At 67.3% G+C, this 11,479-nt stretch carries 13 protein-coding genes and 1 riboswitch; of the genes, 9 read left to right on the plus strand and 4 right to left on the minus strand.

Annotation, left to right across the window (positions count from 1 at the left end; genetic code table 11):
- Nucleotides 1-205: 205 nt before the first annotated feature.
- From DBO85_RS02490 to DBO85_RS02505, 4 genes are all read left to right on the plus strand, one after another.
- A complete protein-coding gene (locus DBO85_RS02490; RefSeq protein WP_108104981.1) occupies nucleotides 206-877 on the plus strand; it encodes a DNA-3-methyladenine glycosylase I in 672 nt (223 codons plus the stop codon).
- 26 nt (nucleotides 878-903) lie between these two features.
- Nucleotides 904-1,671 (plus strand): NAD-dependent deacylase, encoded by a 768-nt coding sequence (locus tag DBO85_RS02495; RefSeq protein ID WP_108104983.1) that lies wholly within the window; start codon nucleotides 904-906, stop codon nucleotides 1,669-1,671.
- A 9-nt stretch (nucleotides 1,672-1,680) separates the two neighbouring features.
- Nucleotides 1,681-2,346, plus strand: coding sequence for a C40 family peptidase (locus DBO85_RS02500; RefSeq protein ID WP_456107126.1), 666 nt, complete (start codon nucleotides 1,681-1,683; stop codon nucleotides 2,344-2,346).
- Nucleotides 2,347-2,420: 74 nt separating this feature from the next.
- On the plus strand, nucleotides 2,421-2,939 hold the full coding sequence (locus DBO85_RS02505) for a C40 family peptidase (protein ID WP_108104985.1): 519 nt from the start codon (nucleotides 2,421-2,423) through the stop codon (nucleotides 2,937-2,939).
- 175 nt (nucleotides 2,940-3,114) lie between these two features.
- On the opposite strand, the gene DBO85_RS02510 is transcribed toward DBO85_RS02505, so the two are convergent.
- The 4 genes from DBO85_RS02510 to DBO85_RS02525 form a co-directional block, all read right to left on the minus strand.
- Nucleotides 3,115-3,525, minus strand: coding sequence for a hypothetical protein (locus DBO85_RS02510; RefSeq protein WP_108104987.1), 411 nt, complete (start codon nucleotides 3,523-3,525; stop codon nucleotides 3,115-3,117).
- On the minus strand, nucleotides 3,522-3,815 hold the full coding sequence (locus DBO85_RS02515; protein WP_108104989.1) for an antibiotic biosynthesis monooxygenase family protein: 294 nt from the start codon (nucleotides 3,813-3,815) through the stop codon (nucleotides 3,522-3,524). The genes DBO85_RS02510 and DBO85_RS02515 overlap by 4 nt, the downstream gene beginning before the upstream one ends.
- Before the next feature lie 2 nt (nucleotides 3,816-3,817).
- Complete coding sequence (locus DBO85_RS02520; RefSeq protein WP_108104991.1) at nucleotides 3,818-4,237, minus strand: hypothetical protein; 420 nt, start codon at nucleotides 4,235-4,237, stop codon at nucleotides 3,818-3,820.
- A gap of 86 nt (nucleotides 4,238-4,323) precedes the next feature.
- Nucleotides 4,324-5,127 (minus strand): metallophosphoesterase family protein, encoded by an 804-nt coding sequence (locus DBO85_RS02525; protein ID WP_108104992.1) that lies wholly within the window; start codon nucleotides 5,125-5,127, stop codon nucleotides 4,324-4,326.
- An 82-nt stretch (nucleotides 5,128-5,209) separates the two neighbouring features.
- Nucleotides 5,210-5,435, plus strand: a riboswitch (cobalamin riboswitch).
- A gap of 110 nt (nucleotides 5,436-5,545) precedes the next feature.
- On the opposite strand from DBO85_RS02525, the gene btuB reads away from it, so the two are divergent.
- The 5 genes from btuB (at nucleotide 5,546) to bluB (ending at nucleotide 10,993) form a co-directional block, all read left to right on the plus strand.
- A complete protein-coding gene (btuB, locus tag DBO85_RS02530) occupies nucleotides 5,546-7,429 on the plus strand; it encodes a TonB-dependent vitamin B12 receptor (RefSeq protein ID WP_108104994.1) in 1,884 nt (627 codons plus the stop codon).
- Between the two features lie 39 nt (nucleotides 7,430-7,468).
- The gene (locus DBO85_RS02535) at nucleotides 7,469-8,047 is read left to right on the plus strand and encodes a hypothetical protein (RefSeq protein WP_108104996.1); all 579 of its coding nucleotides are present in this window, start codon (nucleotides 7,469-7,471) and stop codon (nucleotides 8,045-8,047) included.
- Nucleotides 8,044-8,655 (plus strand): cob(I)yrinic acid a,c-diamide adenosyltransferase, encoded by a 612-nt coding sequence (gene cobO / locus DBO85_RS02540; protein WP_108104998.1) that lies wholly within the window; start codon nucleotides 8,044-8,046, stop codon nucleotides 8,653-8,655. The genes DBO85_RS02535 and cobO overlap by 4 nt, the downstream gene beginning before the upstream one ends.
- A gap of 374 nt (nucleotides 8,656-9,029) precedes the next feature.
- Nucleotides 9,030-10,346, plus strand: coding sequence for a cobyrinate a,c-diamide synthase (locus tag DBO85_RS02545; RefSeq protein WP_108105000.1), 1,317 nt, complete (start codon nucleotides 9,030-9,032; stop codon nucleotides 10,344-10,346).
- On the plus strand, nucleotides 10,343-10,993 hold the full coding sequence (gene bluB / locus DBO85_RS02550) for a 5,6-dimethylbenzimidazole synthase (RefSeq protein WP_108105002.1): 651 nt from the start codon (nucleotides 10,343-10,345) through the stop codon (nucleotides 10,991-10,993). Before DBO85_RS02545 ends, bluB begins: the two co-directional genes overlap by 4 nt.
- Nucleotides 10,994-11,479: the final 486 nt, after the last annotated feature.

Here is an 11,479-nt window from a genome sequence, read left to right on the forward strand (position 1 = left end):
GTCCGATGTCATGGTCTGCGGTTACTGGCGCGTGGCGGGTTCAGCCGAGACCCCCTAGCAGGCCTGGTGTGGATGCTCGATATAAGGAAGGAACGCTATCCGGGCGCCCTCTTTCAGTCCGCCGACCGCTTCGCGTCCTGATGATTGCGTCGCTGCTGGTTGCGCGGCACCCTTGCTGCCTTGTTCTGACGACCCGGGTTTGGCAATGCGCGACTATCAGTGGCTCCACGAATATTGTCTGAACCGCTTCGGCTCGGCCGCGGCGCTGGAGGCGCGGCTGCCACAACCGAAGAGCGCGGATGAGCTGCGCCAACCTGGCGATGACCGCTATCTGTCGCTGATCAGCTTGCGCATCTTCCGCGCGGGGCTCAAGCACAGCCTGGTGGACGCCAAGTGGCCGGCATTCGAGGCGTCGTTCTTCGGCTTCGATCCGCACAAGGTGGTGCTGATGGGTGGCGAACACCTGGAGCGCCTGATGCAGGACGCGCGGATCATCCGCCACCTGGGCAAGCTGAAGAGCGTGCCGCGCAACGCCCAGTTCGTGCTGGACGTGGCGCAGGAGCACGGCAGCTTCGGCGCGCTGTTGGCCGATTGGCCGGAGCGCGACATCACCGGTCTGTGGAAATACCTGAGCAAGCGCGGCACCCAGCTTGGTGGCCTGTCCGCGCCGCGCTTTCTGCGCATGGCCGGCAAGGACAGTTTCGTGCCCACCAATGACGTGGTCGCCGCGCTCAAGGCCCAGGGCATCGTCGACAAGGTGCCGACCAGTCTGAAGGAGCTGGCGGCGGTGCAGGCAGCCTTCAACACCTGGCAGGAACAGAGCGGGCGACCGCTGTGTCAGTTGTCGGTGATGCTGGCGCACACGGTCAATCACTGATCGCCACAGCCGGACGGAGGCAGCCCATGCAAGAAGACATCCTGCGCGTCGCCGAGGCCATCGAACGGGCCGAACGCATTCTCTTCATTACCGGCGCAGGCCTCTCGGCGGACTCCGGGCTGCCGACCTATCGCGGACTGGGCGGGCTGTACAACGGCCGCACCGAGGAAGGCCTGCCGATCGAGGCGGTGCTGTCCGGGCCGATGCTGCGCCAGGACCCGGCGCTGTGCTGGAAGTACCTGGCCGAGCTGGGCCGCGCCTGTCTCGCCGCCCAGCCCAATGCCGGCCACGAGGCGATTGCCGGGCTGCAGCGGCGCAAGCCGCAGTGCTGGCTGCTGACGCAGAACATCGATGGGCTGCATCGCGCCGCCGGCAGCCCGCCTGCACAACTGATCGAGATCCATGGCGAGCTGGCGCCGCTGTTCTGCCAGTCCTGCGGGCGGGAAGACCCCTCGCTGCTCGCGCACCTGGACCGCCCGCTGCCGCCGCGCTGTGAAGCCTGTGGCGGTGTACTGCGGCCGCCGGTGGTGCTGTTCGAGGAGATGCTGCCCGAGGAGGCCATCGATAACCTCTACCGCGAGCTGCGCACGGGCTTCGAGGTGACGCTGGCGGTAGGCACCACGGCAAGCTTTCCGTACATCGTCGAACCGGTGCTGGAAACCCGCCGGCGCGGTGGCCTGAGCGTGGAGATAAACCCGCAGCGGACCGCCCTGAGCGAGCGTGTCGACATCCATATCCCGCGGCGGGCCTTAGATGTTCTGCCGTTGATAGCAGGTCACAAATCCGCTCAATAGAAATTGCAAATGAAGGTCGTAGACGGCATAGTCGCGCCCTTGTTGAAGTCCACCGACACGGTCGTGCCCATGCTCAAACGCTTCGCACCCCTCGTGCCTTGTGCACTCGTAGTTCTGCTGTCCGCCTGCGCCAGCCAGGCCCCGCAGCCATCGATCAGTTACAGCGCACCCGTTGCACCGCCCGAGGAAATGCTCGACGAGGAGCCTATCGACTTCCTCAGCGACAGCAGCAAATCCTACGAACTGCCTCAGCTCACCGACAGCCTGCTGGCCCACGGTCTTTCGCTGGTCGGCACTCGCTATCGCTATGGCGGCAGCTCGGCCGAAACCGGCTTCGATTGCAGCGGCTTCGTTGGCTACCTGTTCAACGAAGAAGTGGGTCTCAAGCTGCCGCGCTCCACGCGCGAGATGATCAATCTGGATGCGCCCAGGGTCAGTCGCGCCGAGCTCGAGCCGGGTGACGTCATCTTCTTCAATGACCGTGGCCGTGGCCGTGTCAGCCATGCCGGCATCTATCTGGGCGATGACCAGTTCATCCATTCCTCGAGCAGTCGCAGCGGTGGCGTGCGTGTCGACAGCCTCGAAGACAGCTACTGGAAACGCAGCTACCTGCAGGCCAAGCGCGTCCTGGCGCTGGCACCGGGCGAGAGCGAGAAAGAGGTCGAGACGCGCTGATACGGGTCTTCCAGGCTTGCGGTCAGGCGTTTCGGCCGGCAGAGTAGGGCGAAACCGCAACGGGAGCGCCCTCCATGCAGTCGATGGCACGGTTTTCACTGCTGATCTGTTTCGCCTTTCTGGCCGCCTGTGCCGGCCGCCAGGCTCCGCCACCTTCCTTCGACCCCGCGCCACCCCAGGTGCTTTCCTCGCCTACCGAAGACGTGATGTTCCGTGCCCTGGGCCTGGTCGGCACGCCATATCGCTATGGCGGCAACACGCCTGAAAGCGGCTTCGACTGCAGCGGCCTGATCGGCTTCGTCTACCGCGACGCGGCCGGCATCCAGTTGCCGCGCTCCACCCGCGAGATGGTCGCCCAGCGCACTCCGAAGGTGGCCAGCGACGCCCTGCAGACCGGCGATCTGGTGTTCTTTGCCACCGGCGGCGCACGCCAGGTCAACCATGCCGGGATCTATGTCGGCGAAGGTCGTTTCGTGCATGCGCCCTCCAGCGGCGGCACGGTGCGCCTGGATCGCCTGGAGCAAGCCTATTGGCGCAACAGCTTTCTCGAGGCGCGGCGGGTGCTGCAGCCGGAGCGGATGGCGTTGAACTGACACCGATCTGCGCGACGAGCGGCCCGCTTGTTGGGCCTCGCTTTGCTCGGCGCCAACCTACAGGTAGGTTGGGCCGCCAGGCCCAACGGGCGGGTGCGAGTTGCCTCGGAGTCGGGGTGGCAGGAGGTGGTAGTCGATGGCCCGCTTGTTGGGCCTCGCTTTGCTTGGCGCCAACCTACGCGATGATCAACTGGATCAGCCCGGCGACCAGCAACAGAGCCCAGCCGGCGAAGGCTATCAGGGCGCGGGCCATTTCCTGATTGCCTGACTGTCCCGGCAGGCGTCGCGCCAGCGGCGCAGGCCAGAGCGCCAGGGCCGCGCCCCAGCAGGGCAGCCCGTAGATGGCCCAGACCGCAGGCAGTGCGCGTGGCAGCGGGCGGTCCAGCCCCAGCCAGGCGTGCAACGGGTTGTTCTCTCCCAGTAGCGTGCTGCTCAGCAACAGTGCGCCGGCGGCCAGCAGCGCCAGCCAGCCGCCGGGCGAAGGCAGGGGTAGCTCGCCGCTGTCGCGCCAGTGCAGCCAGGGCAGGGCCAGGCCGCCGAGGAACAGTGGCAGCAGCAGCGGTGTGAACAGCCAGTAGCCATTCATGGCGCTGCTCCGTAGGCGCGTTCGATCTGCGCCACCTCGACCCGATGCCAGGCGTACCAGCGCTCGCGACCCAGTTGCTGGGCCTGGCGGTGTTCGGGATCGTTGTTCCAGGCGCGAATCGCCGCCTCGTCCGGCCAGTAGGACAGGGCGATCTCCTCCTCGCCCTCGCTCAGCGCGTGAAACGCCAGGCAGCCGTAGCGTCCCAGCGCCAGTTCGCGCAGGCGTTCGGCGCTGCGTCGATAGTCTTCGTCGAGTTGTCGAATGCGCGCGCGAAAGATGACCACGTACATCGTCATTCCCCAGGGGCGGGTGGGCAAGGCCGCGACGCACCAGGCAGCAGGCGCACGCTCTGCTCGCGGTTGAATCGGTCGCCCTCGGGCGTGCTCTGCCAGGTGACGAAGCCGGGGCGATAGACGCACCAGTTCCACAGGTACTGAGCGCTGCCGTGCAGCATGCTGGTCTCGACGCGCCACTCGGCCATCCGGTTGAAGTGCACCCAGCCCTGCGCATCGCTATGGCCGGTTTGGCGCAGATGCTCGCTTTGGCCAAAGCGGTTGCGGCTGATCAGGGTCACTTCGGCGTCCGCCACGGGCATGCCGCGCTGATCCAGCAGCTGGAGGCGGGCGGCGGGTTGCAGGGTCTTGTTGACCGGGTAGGGCACGCAGCCGGCAAGAATCGCGGCAAGCGGCAGGCCGATGAGTGCTGCCTTCATCCTGGGCTGTCCATGGCGGAGGAAGGCGGAGTTAACCAGTCGCGCTCAGCGACTGCCAGTCTCGGCGCAAGGTTCTGCGACGCCCGTCAGCCTGCGGGCCAACCCAGTTCGAAATGCGCTGCGGCGACGAAGGCGCCGTCCCGGTAATCCCAGCGCTCGACCTGCACACGCTTGTCACCGCCAGCCTGGAAATGGATGCGGTTGAAGGAGTTCGGCGAGGTCCCGCGAATGCGCGAGGACAGCGTGGTGCCGGCCTGGACGATCCAGATCTCGCGGGCCAGGCTGGGGTACTGCTGGCTCAGCGGCAGCACGTAAGGCAGGTGGATGTGCCCACCCATCACCAGATCCAGCCCCGCCTTCGCCCAGCGACCGAGCGCCGCCATGGCGCCGTGCTGCAGGTTGCTCAGGTCGGAGATTTCCATCGAGCCGAACGGCTGGTGGGCGACGACGATGCGCAGCTTGGCCGGGTCGCTGGCGGCGAGCAGCTGGCAGACCCGCTGTACCTGGGACGAGCTGACCAGGCCGTCCTTGTGCCGGCGCGGGTGGGTGGTGTTGAGGCCGATCAGCAGCAGTTGGTCGTCCTCGTGGATCGGTTCCAGGTCATCGCCGAAGGCCTCGCGATAGTTGCCGTAGGGGCTGAGAAAGCGCTGCAGGACGTTGTACAGCGGCAGGTCATGGTTGCCCGGAATCACCAGCCTGCGCTCGATCGGCAGGCTGTCGACGAAGGCGCGGGCGGCGGCGAACTGGCCAATGCGGGCGCGCTGGGTGATGTCGCCGGAGAGCACCAGCAGATCGGCGCCATGCTCGCGGACATGTGCCTGCAGGGCCTCGACCACCTCCGCCTGCTCGGTGCCGAAGTGGGTGTCGGAGATGTGCAGGATGTGGCTCATGGAGAGGGATGACCTTGTCTGCAATGAATGAGCTGCGTGGTGCGACTGTCTGGCGGTTGCGTCGGGGGCGCCGCTGCTCTAACCTCCGCCGCTTGCCTCAGGTGCCCCCCGCTTTGACGGAGGGGTGAAACAGGGAAGCCGGTTCATTCGCAAGAAGATTCCGGCGCTGCCCCCGCAACGGTAGGCGAGTAGAGAAACCGTAACACAGCCACTGTGCGGCGCACGGGAAGGCACGGTTTCGGGAATGTACGGTGCGTCCGTGCCTTCCACTCGCAAGCCCGGAGACCGGCCTGGTGCATTTCACGGCAGTGCGGCGGGCGCTGAACGGGATGCGTGGCTCCGTTCCCGCTTCCTGCTGGTTTCCGTCGTCTGCTCCTTCGACCCTGAGTCGTGCGGGTGGGCACGACGGAGACAGACCTTGTTGCAGTTCCCTCATCTTTTGCGCCCGACGGCTTTCATCCTGTTCGGTTGCGCACCCCTGAGCGCTTTCGCCGCGGAACAACCCCTGCCACTCAACCCGCAGGTGGTCACCGCTACCCGCACCCTGGCTATGCCCATCGCTCCCGTTGCCTCCAGTACCCTGATCGAGCGCGAGCAGATCGAGCGCAGCCAGGCCCGGACCCTGCCGGAGCTTTTGCGCGGGCTCGCCGGGGTCAGCGTCACCAGCAACGGCGGCCGTGGCAAGAGCAGCTCGCTGTCGATTCGCGGCACCCAGGACAAGCACGTGCTGGTGCTGGTCGACGGGGTCAAGGTCGGCTCCGCCACCTCCGGCAGCGCGGCATTGCAGAGCATTCCGCTGGAACAGATCGAACGCATCGAAGTGGTACGTGGACCGCGCTCCAGCCTCTACGGTTCCGAAGCCATGGGCGGGGTCATCCAGATCTTCACCCGGCACGGCGAGCGCGAGGGCCTGCGCCCCTGGGTCTCGCTGGGTGCCGGCAGCCGTTCCAGTTTCGATGGCAGCGCCGGGGTGGCCGGCGGCAATGGTGCCGGCTGGTTCAGCCTTGGCCTGGCCGGTGAGTCCACCGACGGCATCAACGCCCGCGCCTACCGACCGTCCGCACCACGCGCCTACGAGTCGGATGCCGACGGCTACCGCGAGACCTCCGCCTCGCTACGCGCCGGCTACCGCTTTGCCAGTGGCCTTGAGCTTGACGGCAACTGGCTGCAGGCCGAGAGCCACAGCGACTTCGACACCCGCGCCAGCAACGGCAACAGCGGCCGCTACGCCTATAACGATGGCGAGCTGCAGGTCATCGGCGGCCGGGCGCGCTTCAATCCGCTCGAGCCCTGGGCGGTGACCCTGCAGGCCGGGCACAGCGAAGACCGCTCCGACGCCTTCCAGGACGACCGCTTCTTCTCGCGTTTCGATACCGCCCGGGAAAGCTTCGGCTGGCAGAACGACTTCAGCCTGGGTGATGACCACCTCGTCACCCTTGGCCTGGACTACCGCCGCGACCGCATCGACACCAGCAGCCGCTACGCCGAGGATTCGCGCAATAACAAGGCCGGCTATGCGCAGTACATGGGCGCCTTCGGCCGCCACGGCGTGCAGCTCGGCCTGCGTCGTGACCGCGACTCGCTGTTCGGCAGCCACGACACCGGCAGCCTCGGCTGGAGTTACGAGCTGACCCCCGAGCTACTGCTGTCCGCCTCCTGGGGCACGGCCTTCCGCGCGCCGACCTTCAACGATCTGTACTACCCGGCCAGCGGCAACACGGCCGGCAACCCGAACGTGCAGCCGGAGGAGTCGCAGAGCTACGAGCTGGGCCTGGCTGGCAATCACGCCTGGGGTCACTGGAGCCTGAATGCCTTCGAGAACCAGATCGACGACCTGATCATCTGGGCCCGCGACGGTGCCGTACTGCGCCCGGACAACGTCGAAACCGCGCGCATCCGCGGTCTGGAAGCGGTGCTCGGCACCGAGCTGGCCGGCTGGGATATCGCCACCAACCTGACCTTCCTCGACCCGCGCGACCGCAGCGCCGCCAACCACGGCAACCTGCTGCCGCGGCGTGCCCGGCGCACCCTGAACATCGATCTGGACCGCGACTTCGGTCGTGTCGGTGTCGGTGCAACCCTCTACGCCAGCAGTGAGCGTTTCGATGTGGCCAGCAACAGCGAGGCCTCGCGCCTGCCCGGCTACGCCCTGGTCGATCTGCGCAGCGAGTACCGCGTAAACGAGGAATGGCGCCTGCAGGCGCGCCTGAGCAACCTGTTCGACCGCGACTACGAAACCGCCCAGACCTACGAGCAACCGGGTCGGGCCATCCACTTCACCCTGCGCTATCAGGCGCTGTGACAACCAGACGCCCATGACGGGCACCAGGAGGAACTCTCGATGATCAAGCTCTCCACCAAGGCCCAACTGGCCATCGGCATCGCGCTGGTGCTGCTGATGGCCGTCACCCGCGGTCAGCACTTCGCCAGCGTGGAGAACCTGCCCAGCGCCTCCTGGTCGATCTTCTTCCTCGCCGGCTTCTACCTGCGTTCGCGGCTGGCGTTCGTCGCGCTGTTCGCCGAGGCGGTACTGCTCGACTACAGCTCGCTGGCCAACGGCAGCATCAGCGACTGGTGCCTGTCGCCTGTGTACTGGGCGCTGGTGCCGGCCTATGGCAGCCTGTGGCTGGCTGGCCGCCTGCTGGCGCGGGTGGCGCGCGAGGACCTGCGCAGCCTGGCGCTGCTGGTGCTGACCGTGGTGGTCGCCGCCTTCATTGCCTACCTGATCTCCGGCGGCATCTTCTACTTCTTTTCCGGGCGCCATCCCGAGGCGAGCGTGGAAGGCTTCGTCTGGCGCATCGGCCACTACCTGCCGCGCCATCTGAGCAACCTGGCCTTCTACGTCGGCTCGGCGCTGCTGCTGCACGTTGCGATCGTCTCGGCGCTGCGCCTGCGTCAGGCCCAGGAAGCCAACCGATGAGCGAGTCGGCCGAACGCGATGCGCGCCACGCCGCGCGCATGCAGCGCAAGAAGGCGCTGATCGACCAGAAGATCGCCGAGGCCCAGGACGAGTACGGCCTGCTGCTGGTGCACAGCGGCAACGGCAAGGGCAAGAGCAGCTCGGCGTTCGGCATGCTCGCCCGCGCCCTTGGCCACGGCATGCGCTGCGGCGTGGTGCAGTTCATCAAGGGCGCGGCGAGCACCGGCGAGGAGACCTTCTTCCGGCGCTTTCCCGACGAGGTCAGCTATCACGTGATGGGCGAAGGCTTCACCTGGGAAACCCAGGACCGCCAGCGCGACATCGCCAAGGCCAGTGAAGCCTGGGCCGTCGCGCGCCAGCTGCTCAGCGATGAAAGCATCGGTCTGGTGATCCTCGACGAGCTGAACATCGCCCTGAAGCACGGCTATCTGCAGCTTGAGCCGGTGCTCGCCGACATCCAGGCGCGGCCGCTGAACCAGCACGTGGTGGTCACCGGCCGCGGCGCGCCGGCGGCGCTGATCGAGGCAGCGGACACCGTCACCGAGATGACCTTGGTCAAGCACGCCTTCAAGGCCGGGGTGAAGGCACAGAAGGGCGTGGAGTTCTAACGCTTTTCTTCAGTGCAACGCGCCGCCGGGCTTTTCCCTCTCCCTCCGGGAGAGGGTGCCGCAGGCGGGTGAGGGATGGCGAGGTATGCAGGCAGGTGATCTCGGCTGGTATGCAGGGCAGGTTCCTGCCGCCAGACGCATCCCTCATCCGCCGCTGCGCGCCACCTTCTCCCGGTGGGAGAAGGAAAGTCAGGAGCGTCGTTGCGCAGCGCGCTGCCCGGCTTTTTCCCTCTCCCGCCGGGAGAGGGTGCCGAAGGCGGGTGAGGGATGGTGGGTGCTGCAGGGTGCTCGGTGCCGCCAGACGCAATCCTAATCCGCCACTGCGCACCACCTTCTCCCGGAGGGCGAAGGCCAACCAGCACAGAGGAACGACGATGACCGATCAGGCAACCCAGACGCTCGAACCCCGCACCTGTCCGGCGCTGCTGATCGCAGCACCGGCCTCGGGGCAGGGCAAGACCACGGTGACCGCCGCCCTGGCACGCCTGCACAGTCGTCAGGGCCGGCGGGTACGGGTATTCAAGTGCGGGCCGGACTTTCTCGATCCGATGATCCTCGCCCGCGCCAGTGGTCAGCCGGTGTATCAGCTGGATCTGTGGATGGTCGGTGAAGATGAAAGCCGCCGGCTGCTCTGGGACGCGGCCGGCGAGGCCGACCTGATTCTGATCGAAGGGGTGATGGGCCTGTTCGACGGCACGCCGTCGGCCGCCGATCTGGCGCGGCGCTTCGGCGTGCCGGTGCTAGCGGTGATCGACGGCAGCGCCATGGCGCAGACCTTCGGTGCGCTGGCCCATGGACTGGCCAGCTTCCAGCCCGACCTGCCGTTTTCCGGGGTACTGGGCAATCGGGTCGGCAGCGAGCGCCACGGGCAGATCCTGCGCGATGCGTTGCCCGCCGCCTTGCGCTGGTACGGCGCGCTACCGCGAAGCAGCGAGGTGGAACTGCCCAGCCGCCACCTGGGCCTGGTCCAGGCCGAGGAGCTGGCCGACCTGGACGCAGGTCTGGACGCTGCCGCCGATGCCCTGGCGGCCAGCGCCGACACCTCTCTGCCAACACCGGTGGACTTTGCCGCGCCGCCGGCCCGGCTGCTGGAAAAATCCCTGGCCGGGGTGCGCATCGGCGTGGCGCGCGACGCCGCGTTCGCCTTTCTCTACCAGGCCAACCTTGACCTGCTCGCCGAACTCGGCGCGCAGCTGAGCTTCTTCTCGCCGCTGGCCGATGCGGCGCTGCCCGAGGTCGATGCCCTCTACCTGCCCGGCGGCTACCCGGAGCTGCACCTGGATCAGTTGGCGAACAACCAGGCCATGCGTGCGGCAATCCGAGTCCATGCCGAGGCCGGCAAGCCGCTGCTGGCCGAATGCGGCGGGCTGCTTTACCTGCTCGACGGCCTGAGCGATGTGCAGGGCCGCCGCGCGCCCATGCTCGGTCTGCTGCCGGGCGAGGCCCGTCTGCAACCGAAGCTCACCGCCCTGGCGCTGCAGCAGATCGAGCTGCCCGAAGGTGGCCTGCGCGGCCACACCTATCACCACTCCAGTCTGGACACCACGCTGACGCCGCTGGCCTTCGGCGAATGCCCGAACTACCGCCGTACCCGCGAAGCCCTGTATCGTCGCGGCCGGCTGAATGCCAGCTACATCCATTTCTACCTGCCGTCGAACCCGGCAGCCGCCGCGGAGCTGTTTCGACCATGACTTCCCACGCCTACAGCGAGGCCGAGCGCGCCGCGCTCTACCGGGTAATCGGCGAGCGCCGTGACATGCGCCACTTCGCTGGCGGTGAGGTCGCCCCCGAGCTGCTTGCGCGTCTGCTGCAGGCCGCCAACCAGGCGCCCAGCGTCGGCCTGATGCAGCCCTGGCGCTTTTTGCGCATCAGCGATGCGAAGCTGCGCGAGGGCATAGGTGCACTGGTCGAGGCCGAGCGCCAGCGTACCGCCGAGGCGTTGGGCGAGCGCGGCGAGGCGTTCATGAAGCTCAAGGTCGAGGGCATCCGCGACTGTGCCGAGCTGCTGGTGGCGGCGCTGATGGACGGCCGCGAGCAGCACGTCTTCGGCCGCCGCACCCTGCCGGAGATGGACCTGGCCTCGCTCGCCTGCGCGATCCAGAACCTCTGGCTGGCGTCCCGCGCCGAGGGCCTGGGCATGGGCTGGGTGTCGCTGTTCGACCCGCTCGCGCTGGCCGAACTGCTCGGCATGCCGGCCGGGGCCAAGCCGGTGGCAGTCCTCTGCCTGGGGCCGGTAGCCGAGTTCTACCCGGCGCCGATGCTCGAACTGGAGGGTTGGACCCAGGCGCGGCCGTTGGCGGAGTTGGTGTTCGAGAATCGCTGGGGGGAGCAGGGGTGAGGGTTGCCCAGGGCTGCGTTGTGCGCGTGCCAGTTCGCGTGCGTTCGCCATTTATCGAGTTGGTTGATCGCTCTGGTTTCGCCCTGCCGGGCGAGTCCCTTTTTTCAGTCGCCCGGATGGCCGGCCCCAAAAAAGGAACCAAAAACGCTTGCCCCGTCGTCCGGCCCTGCGCTGCGCGCAGGGTGCCCTCGCTGCATCGTCGCTCCAAGGGGCCGTGGCTAGGCGTCCCCCGACAGAAGGGCCATCCATGGCCCTCTGCGCCTTTCGCCGCATCCCTGCGGCTCACCCCGCTACGCGACGATTCCGCTCAGCCGGACGAAAGGGGCGCTGGGTGTCGCCCGCGAGGCTGTGCAAGGCAGGCTGCTTCGCTTTTCGTAGGGTGGATAACGGCGCAGCCTTATCCACCGGACGGACTGTCGACTTTCAACGAAACGACCAGACGCGCAGGAGCCGGGTTCCCCTTCCGTCCGGTCGAGTGCAGGTGTC

Source organism: Pseudomonas mangrovi (assembly GCF_003052585.1).
GTDB lineage: Bacteria > Pseudomonadota > Gammaproteobacteria > Pseudomonadales > Pseudomonadaceae > Aquipseudomonas > Aquipseudomonas mangrovi.

Excerpts from the sequence above, each read along its gene's own strand:
- DBO85_RS02490 (WP_108104981.1), top strand. The coding sequence starts at position 206 with ATGCGCGACTATCAGTGGCTCCACGAATATTGTCTGAACCGCTTCGGC.
- DBO85_RS02495 (WP_108104983.1), top strand. The coding sequence starts at position 904 with ATGCAAGAAGACATCCTGCGCGTCGCCGAGGCCATCGAACGGGCCGAA.
- DBO85_RS02500 (WP_456107126.1), top strand. The coding sequence starts at position 1,681 with ATGAAGGTCGTAGACGGCATAGTCGCGCCCTTGTTGAAGTCCACCGAC.
- DBO85_RS02505 (WP_108104985.1), top strand. The coding sequence starts at position 2,421 with ATGCAGTCGATGGCACGGTTTTCACTGCTGATCTGTTTCGCCTTTCTG.
- DBO85_RS02510 (WP_108104987.1), bottom strand. The coding sequence starts at position 3,525 with ATGAATGGCTACTGGCTGTTCACACCGCTGCTGCTGCCACTGTTCCTC.
- DBO85_RS02515 (WP_108104989.1), bottom strand. The coding sequence starts at position 3,815 with ATGTACGTGGTCATCTTTCGCGCGCGCATTCGACAACTCGACGAAGAC.
- DBO85_RS02520 (WP_108104991.1), bottom strand. The coding sequence starts at position 4,237 with ATGAAGGCAGCACTCATCGGCCTGCCGCTTGCCGCGATTCTTGCCGGC.
- DBO85_RS02525 (WP_108104992.1), bottom strand. The coding sequence starts at position 5,127 with ATGAGCCACATCCTGCACATCTCCGACACCCACTTCGGCACCGAGCAG.
- DBO85_RS02535 (WP_108104996.1), top strand. The coding sequence starts at position 7,469 with ATGATCAAGCTCTCCACCAAGGCCCAACTGGCCATCGGCATCGCGCTG.
- cobO (WP_108104998.1), top strand. The coding sequence starts at position 8,044 with ATGAGCGAGTCGGCCGAACGCGATGCGCGCCACGCCGCGCGCATGCAG.
- DBO85_RS02545 (WP_108105000.1), top strand. The coding sequence starts at position 9,030 with ATGACCGATCAGGCAACCCAGACGCTCGAACCCCGCACCTGTCCGGCG.
- bluB (WP_108105002.1), top strand. The coding sequence starts at position 10,343 with ATGACTTCCCACGCCTACAGCGAGGCCGAGCGCGCCGCGCTCTACCGG.